This window comes from Fictibacillus marinisediminis (assembly GCF_023149135.1).
GTDB classification, from domain to species: Bacteria; Bacillota; Bacilli; order Bacillales; family Fictibacillaceae; genus Fictibacillus_C; species Fictibacillus_C marinisediminis.
In genome coordinates, this window is record NZ_JAIWJX010000002.1 from 4206793 (window position 1) to 4225430 (window position 18638).

At 46.1% G+C, this 18638-nt stretch carries 15 protein-coding genes; 2 read left to right on the plus strand and 13 right to left on the minus strand.

Annotated features, from left to right (window positions below; genetic code table 11):
* Positions 1-202: 202 nt before the first annotated feature.
* The 9 genes from rpoE to LCY76_RS21955 all read right to left on the minus strand — a co-directional run bounded on the left by rpoE (position 203) and on the right by LCY76_RS21955 (position 12989).
* Positions 203-778: a DNA-directed RNA polymerase subunit delta gene (gene rpoE / locus LCY76_RS21915; protein WP_248254435.1), complete on the minus strand. Its 576-nt coding sequence runs from the start codon at positions 776-778 to the stop codon at positions 203-205.
* A 427-nt stretch (positions 779-1205) separates the two neighbouring features.
* The gene (icmF, locus tag LCY76_RS21920; protein ID WP_248254436.1) at positions 1206-4466 is read right to left on the minus strand and encodes a fused isobutyryl-CoA mutase/GTPase IcmF; all 3261 of its coding nucleotides are present in this window, start codon (positions 4464-4466) and stop codon (positions 1206-1208) included.
* Between the two features lie 27 nt (positions 4467-4493).
* Positions 4494-5138, minus strand: coding sequence for a TetR/AcrR family transcriptional regulator (locus LCY76_RS21925; RefSeq protein ID WP_248254437.1), 645 nt, complete (start codon positions 5136-5138; stop codon positions 4494-4496).
* Positions 5139-5143: 5 nt separating this feature from the next.
* The gene (gene meaB / locus LCY76_RS21930; protein WP_248254438.1) at positions 5144-6097 is read right to left on the minus strand and encodes a methylmalonyl Co-A mutase-associated GTPase MeaB; all 954 of its coding nucleotides are present in this window, start codon (positions 6095-6097) and stop codon (positions 5144-5146) included.
* A 10-nt stretch (positions 6098-6107) separates the two neighbouring features.
* On the minus strand, positions 6108-7250 hold the full coding sequence (locus LCY76_RS21935) for an acyl-CoA dehydrogenase (RefSeq protein ID WP_248254439.1): 1143 nt from the start codon (positions 7248-7250) through the stop codon (positions 6108-6110).
* Between the two features lie 18 nt (positions 7251-7268).
* The gene (locus LCY76_RS21940; protein WP_248254440.1) at positions 7269-8411 is read right to left on the minus strand and encodes an acyl-CoA dehydrogenase; all 1143 of its coding nucleotides are present in this window, start codon (positions 8409-8411) and stop codon (positions 7269-7271) included.
* Between the two features lie 31 nt (positions 8412-8442).
* Complete coding sequence (locus tag LCY76_RS21945) at positions 8443-9294, minus strand: 3-hydroxybutyryl-CoA dehydrogenase (protein WP_248254441.1); 852 nt, start codon at positions 9292-9294, stop codon at positions 8443-8445.
* A gap of 17 nt (positions 9295-9311) precedes the next feature.
* Positions 9312-10493, minus strand: coding sequence for an acetyl-CoA C-acetyltransferase (locus LCY76_RS21950; RefSeq protein WP_248254442.1), 1182 nt, complete (start codon positions 10491-10493; stop codon positions 9312-9314).
* Positions 10494-10844: 351 nt separating this feature from the next.
* The gene (locus tag LCY76_RS21955; RefSeq protein ID WP_248254443.1) at positions 10845-12989 is read right to left on the minus strand and encodes a (Fe-S)-binding protein; all 2145 of its coding nucleotides are present in this window, start codon (positions 12987-12989) and stop codon (positions 10845-10847) included.
* A 232-nt stretch (positions 12990-13221) separates the two neighbouring features.
* Here LCY76_RS21955 and cls point away from each other — a divergent pair, with 232 nt between their 5' ends.
* Both cls and uvsE read left to right on the plus strand, forming a co-directional pair.
* The gene (gene cls / locus LCY76_RS21960) at positions 13222-14424 is read left to right on the plus strand and encodes a cardiolipin synthase (RefSeq protein ID WP_248254444.1); all 1203 of its coding nucleotides are present in this window, start codon (positions 13222-13224) and stop codon (positions 14422-14424) included.
* A gap of 67 nt (positions 14425-14491) precedes the next feature.
* Positions 14492-15445, plus strand: coding sequence for a UV DNA damage repair endonuclease UvsE (uvsE, locus tag LCY76_RS21965; RefSeq protein ID WP_248254445.1), 954 nt, complete (start codon positions 14492-14494; stop codon positions 15443-15445).
* Here uvsE and LCY76_RS21970 read toward each other — a convergent pair.
* The 4 genes from LCY76_RS21970 to LCY76_RS21985 form a co-directional block, all read right to left on the minus strand.
* Entirely contained in the window at positions 15438-16196 is a 759-nt protein-coding gene (locus tag LCY76_RS21970; RefSeq protein WP_248254446.1) for an alpha/beta fold hydrolase, read from the minus strand. The two genes, uvsE and LCY76_RS21970, sit on opposite strands and share 8 nt — an antisense overlap.
* Positions 16197-16215: 19 nt before the next feature.
* Complete coding sequence (locus LCY76_RS21975) at positions 16216-16389, minus strand: XapX domain-containing protein (protein WP_062238484.1); 174 nt, start codon at positions 16387-16389, stop codon at positions 16216-16218.
* 134 nt (positions 16390-16523) lie between these two features.
* Entirely contained in the window at positions 16524-18194 is a 1671-nt protein-coding gene (argS, locus tag LCY76_RS21980) for an arginine--tRNA ligase (RefSeq protein ID WP_248254447.1), read from the minus strand.
* A complete protein-coding gene (locus LCY76_RS21985; protein ID WP_248254448.1) occupies positions 18191-18634 on the minus strand; it encodes a YwiB family protein in 444 nt (147 codons plus the stop codon). Before LCY76_RS21985 ends, argS begins: the two co-directional genes overlap by 4 nt.
* Between the last annotated feature and the right edge of the window lie 4 nt (positions 18635-18638).

An 18638-nucleotide genomic window follows, 5' to 3' on the forward strand; every position in this document is an offset into this window, starting at 1 on the left:
TGACTCCTCCCCAATAAAGGGGGCACTTTTGTTTTTATCCGCAAAAAATTATTTATATATACGTTTAGCCCAAAAATGATTTTATCGGCTTTCCAATCGAATGTCAAGGACTATATGGAAATTTGCAAAAGTAAGAAAATGATAAAAAACAACCCGGCGGGCGCTGTTATCAGGCTCCACCGGGCAGTATATCTCATTTGTGTTACTTGTCTTCTTTATCTTCGTTTTCTACCTCGTATAATTCCTCTTCAGCGGCCTCGTCTTCTTCGTCTTCGATATCTTCATCCAGCTCTTCTTCGCTGTCCTCAAATTCGTCGAAGTCCTCGTCCAATTCCTCTTCGTCCTCTTCGTCATCGTCGTCGTCACTGCTGCTCGCTTTCGCAAACTCATCTTCAACTTCGAGAGCATCGAAGTCTTCATCATCAAAGTCTTCTTCGAACTCGTCGAAATCTTCATCTTCAGCGACAACCTTTTTGCGTTTCGTTGGCTTGTTCGTGTTCCCAAGCTCTTCTTCGCTGCTCTCAATCGGATACCAAGCTTTAAGACCCCACTTGTTGTCACCGAGAGAAACAAAACGGCCGTCGATGTTCATGTCTGTATAAAAATGTGATAGACGGCGTTCTACTGCAGCATCAGATAATCCCTTCATATTTTTAATACGCTGAACTAGCTCATAAAAAGGAACTGTTTGTTTTTCTTCTTTTAATATTTCAAAAGCGATCTCAACCATGGCCATTTCCACGATCTCTTCTTTTGAATAAGATTTGACTAAACTCAAGTTGGCACTTCCTTTCAAATCAATAAATCTATTTATGTCATAGATGCACAAGTTTTGTTCTAGAAGAATTATACTCTTCATTATAAACAAATCTTCCAAGGATATGCTAGATGAATGAACATCTTTTTTTTAAAATCACATCACTGCAAGGGTGCCTGACACCATCTGTTTACCCTAAAGGTGCCTGGCACCCCCTAAAAGGACTAATTGCTGCGTAGCATGAAACTTTGGCACTCTAGCCAAATCCGGCTGGATCGCCATGTTTTTATTCAACGAAGCAATTAGTTTTGTTTATTTGGGTGTCAGGCACCTTTGGGTTAACTTCGGGTGCCAGGCACCCTATCGATGATGCCTTTAGTGCTGATTTTGCAACATGTAAGCGAAAAATAGAAAAAGAGGGTTAACCCTCTTTTTCTATTTTTTGTTTTTACATATTCCTGCGGTATTTGCCGCCCACTTCATATAAAGCAGATGTGATTTGCCCAAGGCTTGCTACTCTGACGGTCTTCATCAGTTCTTCAAAAATGTTCCCGCCGTTCAAGGCTGTTTCCTGAAGTTTGCGCAGTGCTTGAACCGATTGTTCAACATGCCTGTTTTTGAAATCATTGAGGCTGGCGATCTGCTGTTCCTTCTCTTCCTTCGTTGCCCGTGCCAGCTGCATGTTAAATTCTTCATCTTTTGGAGGGTTGGGATTCAGGTACGTATTGACACCGATGATCGGCAGCTCTCCATTATGCTTTTTCATCTCATAATACATGGACTCTTCCTGTATCTTTCCTCGCTGATACTGTGTTTCCATCGAGCCTAAGACACCGCCCCTTGCATTCAGCCTTTCAAATTCCTGAAGGACTGCTTCTTCTACAAGGTCAGTCAGCTCCTCAATAATAAAGGATCCTTGAAGTGAATTTTCATTGCGGGCGAGACCCATTTCCTTCGTAATAATAAGCTGGATGGCCATCGCTCGGCGAACAGATTCCTCTGTCGGTGTCGTGATTGCTTCATCATAGGAATTGGTATGCAAAGAATTACAGTTATCATAAAGTGCCATCAACGCTTGCAGGGTAGTACGGATGTCGTTAAAATCGATCTCCTGCGCATGAAGCGATCTTCCAGACGTTTGAACATGATACTTCAGCTTCTGGCTTCGCTCATTTGCACCATATTTATTTTTCATTACTGTTGCCCAGATTCTTCGTGCGACCCGGCCGATCACCGCGTATTCCGGATCTAAACCGTTACTGAAGAAGAACGATAGATTTGGTGCGAAATCGTCAATGTTCATACCTCGGCTTAAGTAATATTCCACATAGGTGAACCCATTCGCCAACGTAAACGCCAGCTGTGTGATCGGATTAGCGCCGGCTTCTGCAATGTGATAGCCGGAGATCGAAACAGAGTAATAGTTACGCACATTGTGGTCGATAAAATATTGCTGGATGTCGCCCATCATGCGAAGAGCGAATTCAGTCGAGAAGATACATGTATTCTGCCCTTGATCTTCCTTCAATATGTCTGCCTGAACCGTTCCTCGTACACTAGCCAGTGTCTTGGCGGCAATCTCCTTGTACTCGCCTTCATTCGGACGGCGGCCATTTTCCTGCTCAAATCGTTGAAGCTGCTGATCAATCGCTGTGTTCATGAACATGGCGAGAATGATTGGGGCTGGACCGTTAATCGTCATTGAAACAGAGGTGCTTGGCGCAATCAGGTCGAAGCCGTCATAAAGCTTTTTCATATCTTCCAGCGTACAGATGCTGACACCGCTTTCCCCGACTTTTCCATAAATGTCCGGACGATAATCAGGATCCTCGCCGTACAGGGTAACGGAGTCAAAGGCTGTGCTTAAGCGCTTGGCATCATCGTCTTTTGAAAGATAGTGGAAGCGGCGGTTCGTACGTTCAGGCGTTCCTTCTCCGGCAAACTGGCGCTTCGGATCTTCACCCTTTCGCTTAAACGGGAAAACTCCCGCCGTATAAGGGAAGGCGCCCGGCACATTTTCCTTCATCACCCATTTTAAGATCTCTCCCCAGTCTTCAAACTTCGGAAGTGACACTTTGGGAATGTTTAAACCTGAAAGACTTTTGGTTGTAAGCTCTGTGACAATCTCTTTGTCTCTGATTTTTGTCACAAACTCCATGCCGCTGTACTGCTCTTTCATCTTCGGCCAGTTGTCGAGTGTTTTCTTGGAGTACGGAAGAAGCTTCTCCTCTACTAGATCTCTTGCTTTTTCCAAGGTGGAAACAACTTCACCATTGGCGTTGATCTCTTGGATGGTTTCGATCGAACCTTTAAGCTGATAGCTTTTTCTTGCGTACTTCACTTGCTCATTCATGGTCTTGTAGTAATCTCTCATTGTATAGACAAGGTCATTCAAATACTGGCCTCGCTCACCCGGGATGATCACATTCTTTTTTGCAACGGTTTCTTCAGCCAGAGGCTTGAGCTGCCAGCCTAATGAACATTTATCATTCAAGGTATGGATCAATGCGCGGAACAGGGTATTCGTTCCTTCGTCATTGAACTGGCTCGCAATGGTTCCATATACGGGCATATCATCCAATTCTTTTTCAAACCATTGGCGTGAGCGCTGATATTGCTTCCTTACGTCCCTTAGAGCATCTTCTGAACCTTTACGCTCGTATTTATTGATCGCGATAAGATCGGCATAGTCGATCATGTCAATCTTCTCCAGCTGTGAAGGTGCGCCAAACTCACTCGTCATGACATACATGGAGACATCAGAAATATCTACAATTCCAGCATCTCCCTGGCCGATCCCGCTCGTCTCGACGATAACCAGATCATATCCTGCTGCCTTTACAACTGAAAGAGCATCACGAATAGCCGCAGAAAGCTCTGACCGTGAACCGCGTGTTGCGAGACTGCGCATGTATACGCGAGGATTGTAAATGGAATTCATACGGATGCGGTCGCCAAGCAAGGCTCCGCCTGTTTTTTGCTTTGTAGGGTCGATGGAAAGGATGGCTACCGTCTTATCTTCAAATTCATTCACGTAACGGCGCACAAGCTCATCGGTTAAGGAGCTTTTCCCTGCTCCGCCCGTTCCCGTAATACCCAGTACAGGCACGTTTTGCTGCGAGCTTTTCACCTGTTGAAGCACCTGCTCAGCAGTGGCTGCCGTTTCCTTTGGAGCGAACTCCCCGTTCTCGGCTACAGTGATCAGGCGGGCGACCGCACGGCTTTCCTTTTCAGGAAGCTTCTCAAGTTCGTCTGTCAGTTCTGTAACGGTCTGAAAATCGCACTCCTGCAGCATAAAATTGATCATACCCTGCAGTCCGTTGATCCTGCCGTCTTCAGGAGAGAAGAGGCGGGTTACGCCGTAGCTGTGCAGTTCTTTTATTTCCGGCGGAATAATAACGCCTCCGCCTCCGCCAAATACTTTAATATGGCTCGCTCCACGTTCCTTTAACAAGTCGATCATGTACTTGAAGTATTCCACATGGCCGCCTTGATAGGAAGATATAGCGATCCCTTGAGCATCTTCCTGGATGGCTGCACTCACAACTTCGTCTACTGAACGGTTATGCCCAAGATGGATGACCTCAGCGCCGCTTGACTGCAAAATACGCCTCATAATGTTAATAGACGCATCATGTCCGTCAAACAGACTGGAAGCGGTTACAAAACGGATATGGTTCTTCGGCTGATACATTTCCCGATTACTCATTTTCCCTTCTCCTCTCAAACAACATAATTACCTGGCTCCGCCTGTAAGGCTGCGGTTTAAAACTCCATATAAAAGCAGATTGGTCTGCATGTTCGTATACTCTTCTAATGTATATTCTTTTCTGAGGCTCCAGCGGCGGAAGGTCCACATTTGGCCGTGAACTAAAATGTTATGGGCCAGAAGCTTAACTTCTTCCTCATTCAGATCCAGTTCCCCCTGTTCCACCGTCCTTTTCAGGAGCTCCTCAAAAATGGCTGTCATCTCCAGCTCTTTTTTCAGCACATACGGCAAGGCTTCCCGTGACAGTGATTTGGCTTCCTGATACATGACAAGCACTTCATCCTGCATTTCATCGACTACATTAAAATAAACCGCAATCGCTTTTTTTACATGGTCAATGCTGCCCTCTGTCAGGGAGATCTGTTCATGAAGCTTTTCTTTTACCCCTTCATAAATACTGTCACAGACCAGGTATAAGATGTCTTCCTTTGAACGGATATACTCGTACAGCGTTCCGATGCTGAACCCGGAGGCCTTTGCGATTTCCCGGGTTGTTGTTCGGTGAAAGCCATTTTCCTTAAACAGGTTAACCGCTGCCTTTACCATTTCTCCGCGCCTTTTCTGGATAAGCTTTTCATCTTTTACAAGCGAGGGTACTTCCTTTCTTCCCAAAGCAATCACTCTTTTCTGTCCTGGTTTTTCTCCCAATCCTCGAGGATTTTCTCTGCAGCCGAATACGGATCAAGCTGCCCTTTCTGCACATCGGGAAGCCATGAATACCCGTTGCTTTCCTCTCTCATAAGAAGGGTTCTCATCAGCTCGTAGTGCACGACTTCTATGACTTCCTGTTTCAGGCTGCGGACCCGCCGCTCTTCTCCCTCACCACTTTCATCAAGGTATTGGCGGTGGGCACTCAGCTGATCCCATACCTCCTGGAGCCCTTTGTTCTGAACAGAGATCGTCTGAACGATCGGCGGACGGTATGGTGCATCATGTTTCACAAGATCAAGCATTGCTTCAATTTCAGACAAAAGCTTTGGCACACCGGGAAGATCCGCTTTATTGACGATGAACAAGTCGGCAATCTCCATGATCCCTGCTTTGAAAACTTGAACCACATCACCGCTTCCCGGATTTAGTACCACGGCAATGCTGTCGGCAATTTTCATAATATCAAGCTCCGACTGGCCAACCCCCACCGTTTCGATGAGGATCACGTCAAAACCATAGGCATCCATCAGCCGAACGGTTTCCTTTGTTGTCCTGGCAAGACCGCCAAGGCTTCCCCTTGTTCCCATGCTGCGGATGAAAACATCTGGATCTGTAAAGTGTTCACTCATTCTCACCCGGTCACCAAGAATAGCGCCGCCGCTAAACGGGCTGGTCGGATCAACCGCCACCACACCGATCGTCATGCCCCTGCTGCGCAAAAAGGTGATCAGCCGGTTGACGAGGGAACTCTTGCCTGCACCAGGGGAACCGGTAAGGCCCACATAATGAGCCTTTTTCTGAAGAGAATGAATGTCCTTTAACAGTTCAAGCTTTTCGGGGTGATCGTTCTCAACATAGGAAATGGCTCTCGCAAGCGCTCGTTCATCTTTGTTTTTTATGCGTTCGGCCAAAGGGTGCATTTTGTCCTCCTTAATCTTTCAGAAGCATCTTGGAAATAACCAGTCGCTGTATTTCCTGTGTTCCTTCATAGATTTGAGTGATTTTCGCATCGCGCATATACCGTTCAACAGGATACTCTTTTGTATACCCGTATCCGCCGAATACTTGCACGGCATCCGTCGTTACTTCCATGGCGATGTCACCGGCAAACAGTTTGGACATCGCGGATTCTTTTCCATATGGGAGGCCTTCGCTTTCACGCCACGCTGCTTGATAGGTCAGCAGTCTTGCAGCCTCTACTTTTGTGGCCATATCGGCTAATTTAAACCCGATTCCCTGATTTTGTCCGATGGATTTTCCGAACTGTTTTCTTTCTTTGGCATAGGTTACAGCAGCATCCAACGCACCTTGCGCGATTCCGACAGCCTGCGCCGCGATCCCGTTCCGTCCGCCATCGAGTGTCATCATGGCGATCTTAAAGCCATCTCCCTCTTTGCCGAGCATGTTCTCTGCAGGAACCCTGCAGTCTTCCATAATGAGCTCCAATGTCGGTGATGAACGGATCCCGAGTTTTTTCTCTTTCTTACCGAAGGAGAAGCCCGGTGTTCCTTTTTCAATGATGAATGCGGAAATGCCGCGGTGTGCTGCAGATTGGTCTGTCATCGCAAACACCACATAAATTTCAGCTTCGCCAGCATTTGTGATAAAGATTTTAGAACCATTGATAATGTAATCATCGCCGTCTTTTCTGGCTGTTGTTTTCATATTGGAGGCGTCAGACCCTGAGCCTGGTTCTGTCAGGCCATAGGCTCCCATTTTTTGCCCTTCTGCCATCGGACGAAGGAACTTCTGTTTTTGCTCTTCTGAACCAAATTTAAAGATCGGCCAGCCGGCAAGTGAAGTATGCGCTGATAGTGTTACCCCTGTTGAAGCACAGACACGGGAAAGCTCTTCAACCGCAATGACATACCCAAGATAGTCCCCGCCGATTCCGCCGTATTCTTCCGGCCAAGGGATCCCTGCCAGGCCAAGCTCTGCCATCTTGTCGAAAAGGGTACGGTCAAACCGCTCTTCTTCATCCCTCTCTGCAGCTGTCGGCTCTACTTCCTTTTTTGCAAAATCACGCACCATTTTGCGGATCATTTCGTGCTCTTCAGATAGTTGAAATTGCATGTTCTTTTGCCTCCCAGTTTAATCTTGTAATAAGTGCTTGCTCAGCACGATACGTTGAATTTCACTCGTTCCTTCATAGATCTCACAAACTTTGGCATCCCTGAACAGACGCTCTACCGGGTACTCTTTCGTATAGCCGTATCCCCCGTGTACCTGAATAGCGTCGATCGCCACCTTCATGGCCGTCTGTGAAGCGATCAGCTTTGCCATCGAAGCCTCTTTTTTGCACGGAATGCCCAGGGTACGAAGATTAGCAGCACGGTAGGTCAGAAGTTTGGCCGCCTCTACTTTTGTGGCCATGTCTGCAAGCATGAACGCAAGTCCTTGCTGGGCACCGATCGGCTTTCCGAATTGCTTGCGGCCTTTAGCGTATTCCAGGGAATGCTGAAGACCTGCTTCGGCAATCCCGAGTGATTGTGCTGCAATGCCAATTCTGCCGGCTTCAAGGTTGCTTAATGCGATTTTGAAGCCTTCTCCTTCAGTCCCGAGCAGGTTTTCTTCTGGAATTTCCGCCTGGTCGAAGATAATCTCGCACGTATTTGAACCGTTCAGCCCCATCTTCTTCTCTTTTTTTCCGATCGAAAAGCCTGGTGAGCCTTTCTCTACGATAAAAGCTGAAATTCCCTTTGGTCCCGCTTCAGGGTTTGTCGAAGCAAAAACGATATACGTATCTGCCGCACCCGCATTGGTGATAAAGATTTTAGATCCGTTCAGAATGTACTTATCGCCCTTTTTTACGGCTTTTGTTTTGAGGGCTGCTGCATCAGAACCCGCGCCCGGTTCCGTTAAAGCGAAAGCACCTAAATATTCACCGCTTGCGAGCTTTGGAATAAACCGCTGCTTTTGCTCTTCATTTCCAAAATGATAAATCGGGTTGGTTCCAACGCTTGTATGAACAGAAAGAATGACACCAACCGTTGCACTCACCTTTGACAATTCATGAATGGCAATAATATACGAGGTGTAGTCCATGCCTGCACCGCCGTATTCCTCGGGTATGGGTATCCCCATAAGGCCCAGTCCAGCCATCTTTTTTACAACTTCTGTTGGAAACTGATCATTTTCATCCATCATATCCACGATGGGTGCAATTTCTTTCTGTGCAAAATCGCGCACCATTTTTTGCATCATGAGCTGTTCTTCTGTAAACGTGAGATTCACGTTTCATTCCCCCTGTCCAAGCATTCCTGCATCAGCTGTAGGTGTAGAACCCTTTACCTGATTTCTTTCCGAGCCAGCCAGCTTTCACATATTTGCGAAGAAGCGGGCAAGGTCGGTATTTGTCATCTCCAAAGCCTTCCTGGAGTGTTTCCATAATGTATAGACATGTATCGAGACCGATAAAGTCTGCCAAGGTCAGCGGTCCCATCGGATGATTCATTCCCAGTTTCATAATTTCATCGATAGCTTCCGGTTCAGCCACTCCTTCATAGAGTGCAAAAATAGCCTCATTGATCATTGGCATCAGGATCCTGTTGGAAATAAAGCCAGGAAAATCATTAACCTCAACAGGCACCTTGCCTACCTGTTTCGTCACGGTCTCAATGACGTTATATACCTCGTCACTTGTTTGCAGTCCGCGGATGATTTCAACGAGTTTCATCACCGGGACCGGATTCATAAAATGCATGCCGATCACACGTTCCGGCCTTTTCGTTACAGCTGCAATCTCAGTAATAGGAAGGGATGAGGTGTTACTCGCCAAAATGGCATGTTCCGGCGCCATCTCATCAAGCATCTTAAACATCTGGGTTTTGACATCCATATTTTCTACCACTGCTTCAATGACCAGGTCTGCATCTGCTGCGTTTTGAATGCTCGTTGAAGGATGGAGGCGTTCTAAAACAGCCTCTCTTTCTTCGGCTGCCATTCTTCCCTTTTCCACCTGGCGAGAGAGTTGCCGTGAAATAGAATCCAGGCCTCTTTGTACAAAATCTTCTTTAAGATCGTGGAGAAAAACCTTGTAATTTGCCATTGCACATACTTGAGCGATTCCTGAGCCCATTTGTCCGGCTCCGATTACCATGATGGTCTTGACGTTCATTCTGATTCCCCCTTTGTTTATTTCACTTCAATAAGAACTGCATCACCCTGGCCGCCGCCTGAGCAGATGGATGCGATTCCCAGTCCTCCGCCGCGTCTTTTCAGTTCATGAATCAATGAAACAATGATTCTCGCTCCGCTTGCTCCGATCGGATGCCCTAAGGCTACCGCCCCGCCGTTGACGTTTACTTTTTCCAGATCAAGGTTCGCAAGCTCTGCACTTGCCAACGCCACAGCTGCAAAAGCTTCGTTAATTTCAAAAAGGTCGATTTCTTCGAGCGTTTTTCCTGTTTTTTTCAACAGTTCGTTAATGACAAGGCCCGGAGTTTTTGGGAAATCCTTTGCGTCAAGAGCGATTGCCGCAGCCCCGAGAATGGTAGCCATCACTTCTTTTCCTTCTTTTTGCGCCCGTTCTTCTGACATAAGAACAAGAGCTGCTGCACCGTCGTTAACTCCAGGAGCGTTCCCGGCTGTAATGGTTCCTTCCTGAGAAAAGACCGGCCCAAGTTTAGCCAAACGCTCAGCGGTTGTATCTTTTCTTGGTGCTTCATCTGCTGTTACAGAAACAGGCTCTCCTTTTCGCTGTGGCACCTCTACAGAGACAATCTCTTCAGCAAATGTTCCATTCTCAGTTGCGGAAACGGCTCTTTGATGGCTCCTGAATGCCCACTCATCCTGTTTCTCACGCGAAATTCCAAGCTCTTGCGCCACTTCGTTTCCGTACGTCCCCATGTGAACGCCAGTAAAAGAACACGTAAGCCCGTCATGTGTCATCAAGTCCTTCACCTGGCCGTCTCCCATTCGGTAGCCCCAGCGAGCTTTTGGAAGAATGTAAGGTGTATTGCTCATTGATTCCATACCGCCGGCTACAATGACCTCTTCATCACCAGCACGGATAATCTGATCCGCCAAGGTTACGCTCCTCATTCCGGAAGCACACACTTTATTGATGGTCTCGGTCTTAACTTCCCAAGGCAATCCCGCTTTCTTGGCAGCCTGGCGAGAAGGGATCTGTCCCTGTCCGCCCTGCAGCACACAACCCATGATCAGTTCATTTACTTGGTCCGCTCTGACATCCGCTCTTTGCAGCGCTTCCTTAATTGCTGCTGCACCTAGATCAGATGCAGATAATGTGCTTAATGCTCCGCCAAACTTACCGATCGGTGTACGTACACCGCTGACAATGACTGTTTTACCCATGAGAATCCTCTCCTTTTATAAAATTGAAACGCTTACAATCCGTCCCGAGCGAACGCTCGGTCAACAAAGATTCATGGGTTAACCTGCTGCCTTTTGACAGCAGGTTAACCTTAAAAATTTATTGCACGAGTTCTTTTTTTTTTTGCCTGATTTCGTAACCTTTGTAGCCCTTGAGAGTAGTTGATTTCCGTTTCAGATGCTCGCTTTCCGCGGGGCGTGCGCTGAGCCCCACGGCGCATGCGCCTTTAGGTCTCACCTGTCACGCTACTCCCGCAGGAGTCTCGCACCTTGCACTCCAATCAACTTGTCAATGAAGTATCTTTACAAAAAGGTTCCTAAAGCAGCCATCTTTTAGGAAAGAGCATTTTCTTTTGATGAACCAAACAACGATCTTTCAAGAATTTCGACTACATCCAATGTCTGAACTCGGTCTTCTACTTCCTTCGCTTTTGTTCCATCGCTCAGCATCGTTAAGCAATATGGACACCCGCTTCCGATCATCGTTGGATTCACTTCAAGCGCCTGCTCCGTTCTTGCCACGTTGACACGCTGACCGGCTTTTTCTTCCATCCACATCATCCCGCCGCCGGCACCGCAGCACATGCCGTTTTGACGATTGCGGTTCATCTCAACAAGCTTCACCCCAGGGATCGCTTTTAAAATCTCACGAGGCGGTTCATAAACCTCGTTATAACGTCCAAGATAGCAGGAATCGTGGTAAGTGATGACTTCATCCACTTCAAATTTCGGTGTGATGCGTCCTTCCTTGATCCAATCTGCCAGCAGCTCTGTATGGTGATAAACCTCACCTTCATAGCCAAACTCCGGATACTCGTTTTTAAAGGAATTATAGGCATGCGGGTCAATCGTAATAATCTTCTTCACATTATACTTTTCAAATAAAGCGATATTGCTGTTGCAAATTTCCTGGAACAAGAACTCGTTTCCGATTCGTCGAGGCGTATCTCCGGAGTTCTTTTCCTTGTTTCCAAGGATGGCAAACTTGACGCCAGCCTCATTCATAATTTTTGCAAAAGCAAGTGCGATTTTCTGGCTTCGGTTGTCGTAAGCGCCCATCGAGCTGACCCAGAACAAGTATTCAAATTCTTCTCCGGCTTTCTCCATTTCTTTTACAGTAGGAACCGAAACGTCTTCGCGTAGCTCTCGCCAGTTTTCTCTTTCTTTCTTGGAAATTCCCCAAGGGTTTCCTTGCTTCTCGATATTTTGGATGGCCCGTTTGGAATCTGCGTCCATCTTTCCTTCTGTAAGGACAAGATAGCGGCGCATGTCGATGATTTTATCCACATGCTCATTCATAACCGGACATTGATCCTCACAGTTTCGGCAAGTGGTACATGCCCAGATCTCTTCTTCCGTCATGACTTCGCCGATCAGTTCAATATTATATTCAAACTTGAAGGCGGAGCTTCCGTCTGTCGCAGCAGCCATTTCTTTGGCGCCCTGTCCTTTTCCTGCGGCTTCAAAAGCAATCTGGTTGCCTTTTGTATTCGCGAAAGCAAAGGAAGGCATCCAAGGCGTGCGTGAAGTAACCGCCGCTCCTTTTTCAGTGAGGTGATCCCTTATTTTAATTATCATATCCATCGGTGAAAGCATTTTGCCTGTACCTGTGGCCGGACAAACATTTGTACAGCGTCCGCATTCTACACAAGCATACAGATCGACAAGCTGCTTTTGGTTGAAGTCTTCCACTTTACCGACGCCGAAAACTTCTTGTGTCTCATCTTCAAAATTGATGGATGAAAGTTTTCCTACTTTATCCTTCCTTCCCAGCCATACATTCAGCGGGCCCGCGATCAAATGAGCATGCTTGGACTGCGGCACATAGACAAGGAACGTGAGAAGGAACAGCAGATGTAGCCACCATGAAATAAAGAATATGGTGACGACCGCAGCTTCCGGCAGCCCGCCAAGGATATAAGCGAGGCCTGAAGCAATCGGTGCCGTCCATTCAAGTTCCTGATTATGCCAAAGGATTTCCATGGCGTTGCCAAGAAGGACGGAAAGCATTAATCCGCCAATGAACAGTAAGACAAGTCCTGCTTTAAAGCCCCGTTTAAGGCGTACCAGCTTTTCGACATATCTGCGGTAAAACGCCCAAACGACAGCCACAAGTATGAGGAAAGTTACGATTTCCTGAAAAAATGTGAATCCGGGATAAAGCGGCCCGAGCGGGAGGTGAGACCCAGGGGCAAGCCCTTTCCATATAAAATCAATCGCACCAAATTGGACAAGAAGGAATCCATAGAAAAACAACACATGAATGATCCCGCTCTTTTTATCTTTTAAAAGCTTCTTCTGACCGAATACATTTACAAGCACAGCTTTAATCCGTTCCTGCACGGTATGGTCAAATTCGACTTTTTTACCCATTTTGATGAATTCATACCGCGTTTTCACCACATATGCAAACAAATAGACGGCGTAAGCGGTTACAAGAATAAAGGCAATCCAGTTCAAAATCTGTAAACCGTTCATCAATTATGCTCCCTTCATCTTTGTCTGTTGCTTTCCCTTTTCCTATATATGCCTTAAATAACTATTCAAAAAGGGGGGAATTTTCTGAAACCATTATAACATATAAAATATAACTGAATGAGCATTCAGTCAATATTATTCAAAATAATTTTTTCGGGTGCCTGACACCGATGATTCTCCTGATTCTTGGAGATACTAATCAGACCTATTTCCACAAGAAAGGAGTACCGTCATGGCCATCGTATGCAGTATTTTAATCCTCCTGCTTGCAGCCGTTATTATAGCAGTGCTTATTTGGCTCGATTTTCAATTAGGCAAGAAAAATGTTGCAAAAAAGGAGCTGGAAGATCCTGCTGTCTGTACGGGGGAAGCGGCTCTCATCACGACCGGTACGGATTTTTTCGATACGTTGTTTGAGGAAATAGAACAAGCCAAACATCATTTACATATTCAATTTTATATTTTCAATGAGGACTGCATCGGCAAAGAGATGACATCTCTTCTGAAAAGAAAGGCAAGAGAAGGAGTAGCTGTACGTTTGCTCGTTGATTATATGGGCAGTTTTTTCCTTAAAAAGAAAGCCATTCATGAAATGAAGCTGGCAGGGGTTCAATTTGCCTATAGCTTTAAGCCCGAATTTCCTTACTTCTTTTATAAGCTGAACCGTAGAAACCATCGGAAAATAACGATTATTGACGGGAAAAAAGGATTTACCGGGGGATTCAATGTAGGAGACGAATATTTAGGAAGGGATCCGAAGCTTGGGGATTGGCGCGATTATCATTTACAGCTGGATGGCCCTGTAATCCATTCCTTGCAGCACCAGTTTCTTCTCGATTGGGAGGAGGCTTCGTGTGAAAAGTTAAGCGGGAATTCTTATTTTCCGGAACTTGAAGAGGGGCCTCAGACTTTTACAGCCCTTTTTTCATCCAAACAGATCTATTCGTTCTTCTTGCAGCGAATTGAACAGGCCCAAACCCGAATCTTCATTGGCTCACCCTATTTTATACCGGATGCCAGCCTGCAGAGAGCTCTCCTTCATGCACTGAAACGTGGTGTGGAGGTAATCTTGCTTGTCCCAATGAAATCCGATCATCCACTCGTAAAAGAAGCTTCCTATCCGTACTTGAGGGAACTGTTAAAGGCCGGATGCCGTGTCGACCAGTATTATGAAGGTTTTTTCCATGCGAAAGTTTTTATGGTCGATGAAAAAATCTGCGATATTGGCACAACAAATTTCGATCTGCGAAGCATGTTTACCAATTCAGAAGTAAACTGCATTTTCCATGATCCGGAACTGATTAAAGTGACACTGAAGGCCATTGAAGTAGACTTAGCCCGTTCCGAAACCCTGCAAGTCACTGCTCTGGACAGGCTCTCGCTCTGGACAAAAACAAAAATTCAGATCGCACGGGTGATCTTGCCTTTTTTATAAGTTTTGTTTAAGTTATGCTTAAACGGTGAATGAACGAGTATGACTTGACTTCAAAGGGGCTGCTGCAATGATTGTATCTTTTGGTTATGTTTCCACCGCTCTTACCCTTTTCGATTCATCGCCGTCAAAAACGATGACTTTTGCCACTTGGTCAAAGCTTGAAAAAGAGGAACGGGAACAGCGACTTATTTCCATTACAAAAACAAATTTAAAAAATACACTGCGAATCATTCACTACAACATCGCTTCTCAATTTCCCTTATATCGGATGTCGTCCTCGATCGTTCCGCTGGCGACTCACCCTGACGTCAATTGGGAGTATTTAAAGCATACAGCTGAGGAGTTTCGTGCGGTTGGGGACCTTGTGAAAGCCCACAGCCTCCGTGTGAGTCTGCATCCAAACCAGTTTACCCTGTTTACAAGCGCCAAGAAGCATATTACGGATAATGCTGTGAAAGACATGGAATACCATTACGCCATGCTCCAGGCGATGAGTCTTGAAAAGGAAGCACGGATCAACATCCATGTTGGCGGTACTTATGGGGATAAAGAATCTTCCATAGCACGGTTCTATGAAAATATTAAAAAACTGCCTTCTCATGTTAAACAGGCCATGACACTTGAAAATGACGATAAAACCTATACGACTGAAGAAACACTGGACATATGTGAAGCTGAAGGAATACCCATGATGTTTGATTACCATCATCACCTGGCAAACCCCAGTTCTGTTCCGCTGGAAGAACTTCTTCCCCGTTTTATTGCGACATGGCAAGGCACCGGGCGGCCGCCTAAAGTCCATCTATCTTCACCAAAAACAGAAAAGGCCTACCGAAGCCATCATGACTTCGTAAGCCTCGACTATGTGATGCCTTTCTTTAAAATGATCAAGCCATTTACGGATGAGCTGGATGTGATGATAGAAGCAAAACAGAAGGATATCGCCCTCATTCGATTGATGGGTGAACTCGCCAAGGTAAGGGGAATCAAACGGATGAGCGGAGGCACCTTGATCATCTGAGGGACTTGGCCCAATGTGTCAGTGCGCGGTTAAAGAATTTGTATTGTTTAACCGGGATCTGATGGAATGCTCCCGGAACGATGATGGTTTTGGTATACGGTACGAGCCTTTGATAAATCTCCTGATAGGGTAAAAAATAAAAGGACCGGGAGCCGTAGAACAATAACAGCGGTACTTGGATCTCGGGCAAGGATTCCGTGCAGCTATACTTCATACTTTCCTCATAAAAACAGCGCCAGCTCCTCTGGCTGCCTTTTTTGCATTCCTCTGCAATTTCATGCCTGTCTTCTCCATCCACTTTATGCGACCAGGCCAAACCGTTTATTAACAAGAGAGGATAATGTGCAGCAAGATGGATCCCGAGCCTGAATTCTTTTTCTAAAAACCAGGACGCCACTTGCGGAAAACCTCCGCTTAACACGAGAGCCCGCACCCGCTCAGGGTAGCGCAGAACAAAATCCTGTGCCACCGTACCTCCCGCAGAATAACCGCACAGGATAGCCTTCTCGATTTCCAGCTTATCAAGCAAAGCGAGCAGGTCATCACTCAGTGTTCCAATCGTGAACGAGTCCTCCATGTACGGCGTGTTGCCATGCCCCCGCATATCGTATGTAATCACTCTGAAATTCTGGTTTAGCCCTTCATGCTGATACTTAAAAATACAGGAAGTCAGTGCTGGAGGGTGGATAAAAACAAGCGGGAGACCTGACCCCGATTCTCTGTAAGATGTATGCACATCTCTTGCTGCCATACAAACACCCCCTCTTTATTCATGGCTTCATAAAAAGCGAAAACGCCCAAAGATAGATCTTGTATCCCAGGTAAATCCCAACGATTCCGGCAATGCCCGATAAGGCTGGCGGAGCAGGAATCGGCAGCTTAAGCATGGCAAAAACGATGCCTACAGCTGCACCTGTAATCAGTGCTAAAATAACCAGCTTCATTCTGCATTCCTCCCTCCGTTTATGGTCTCCAGTGATACGCAGTTTATCCCCCAGAAAAGCGAAAGTGCCTGGCCGCTTGCGCTGGACATGAAAAAAGACCTGCTGTTATTGATAACAGCAGGTCTTTCCTCTATTTACATTCGGTCAGGTGCGGAAACACCCACAACCTTCAATGCGTTTTCAATCGTGATTTGAGTGGCCTTCATCAACGCGTAGCGAGCGGTTGATTTTTCTTTATTTTCAGCATCGAGCACTCGCTCAGCATTGTAGAAGCTGTGCAGTGCAGATGCCAGTTCAAATACATAGTTCGTGATGCGGTGGGTGAGCATCTTATCAGCCGCTTCATCAATCGCAGCCGGGAATTCGCCGAGCTTTTTCAGCAGCTCAACCTCTTTTTCAGAGGAGACGTGAGAAAGGTCAAGCTCTCCGTCGCAGGACAAGCCCATCTCCGCACCCTGGCGCAGCATGCTGCATACACGGGCATGTGCGTACTGCACATAGAATACCGGATTCTCGTTTGATTTTGAAACCGCTAAGTCCATATCAAAATCAAGATGAGTGTCAGAGCTTCTCATCGCGAAGAAGTAGCGAGTTGCATCGATGCCTACTTCTTCCATTAGATCTTTCAGGGTTACAGCTTTTCCCGTACGTTTGCTCATCTTTACTTTTTCCCCGTTTTGGAACAAGGAAACAAGCTGGATAATTAAAACATCGAGCTGTTCACGGTCATAGCCAAGCGCCTGGATGGCCGCCTTCATTCGAGGAATATAACCATGGTGATCTGCTCCCCAAATGTTGATCAGCTTCTCAAAACCTCGGTCAAGCTTATCCTGGTGATAAGAGATATCCGGTGTCAGATACGTATACGATCCGTCATTCTTAATCAGAACACGGTCTTTATCATCGCCAAAGTCCGTTGTCCGGAACCAAGTCGCGCCTTCTTCTTCATAGACAACCCCTGCATCTTTCAGTTTCGAGAGGGCCTTGTCGATCTTTCCGGATTCGTAAAGGGACGTTTCAGAATACCATACATCAAAATTAACCCGGAATTCAGCCAGATCGATTTTTATTTTCTCAAGTTCCTTCTCAAGGCCGTATTGGCGGAAGAAGTTGAAACGCTCTTTTTCATCAGCTGCAGCCCATTTGTCTCCATACTCTTCAGCGAGGTCTTTTCCGAATTCAATAATATCTTTACCGAAGTATCCGTCCTGCGGCATTTCCTTTTCTTGCCCAAGAGCCTGAAAGTATCGTGCTTCAATGGAATAAGCAAGGTTATTAATCTGGTTTCCCGCATCATTAATATAATATTCACGGGAGACTTCATATCCTGCACGATCAAGGATGTTGCAAAGAGAATCACCAACAGCTGCTCCACGCGCATGTCCAAGGTGAAGATTTCCTGTCGGGTTCGCTGATACAAACTCAACCTGAACCTTCTTTCCACCGCCGAATTCTGTTCTTCCGTAATCTTCTCCTGCTTTAAGAATAGCTGGAATTAAGTCTGTTAAATACGCATTATCCATGTAAAAGTTTATGAATCCCGGACCTGCAATTTCAAGCTTGCTGATGGATGCCTTACTTTTATCAAAATGATTCAGAATTTCTTCTGCAATCATTTTTGGTGCTTTCTTGGCAATACGAGCGAGCTGCATCGCCATATTGGTCGCGTAGTCCCCGTGCGACTTATCCTTTGGAATTTCAAGAACCACTTCTGGAAGCTGTTCTCTTTCTGCCAATCCTGCCTTAATTACCGCTTCTTCAATCTCTTGTTTTAAATGTAGCTTTACCTGATCTACAACGTTCATGACTTTGCCTCCTGAAAATTGATCTTTATCGAATAATTGCCTGTGTCTTCTCCCTGCAGTACAAGTCCATACTTCAAGAGCAAATCGCCTTCTTTGCTCTGCTGGTTCCAGCGGAAATTCATCTGATGTGTGGTTGTTTCCATCCATAGCTGGCCATATGGGGTATCGTACATCCCCTGTGTTGTCTGCCCGATCAAAAACTTCTGGCGCATGGCCACACTGCCGCTCCTTAAGATGACTATGCCTTCATGGTTCATTTTAATTACATTGTTGACTGAACCCGCGCCCTCTATAACTTCCGTATATTTGAGAAACGTACTATCCCCTTTGCGGTAAAGCGTTCCTTCTGCTTCGCCTTTATGTACATCTTTCTCCTTTGCATGCTGAATGACGGTTTCCATTATTAAATTGACCGAAATTACAGCGTCTTGTCCATCCATGTCG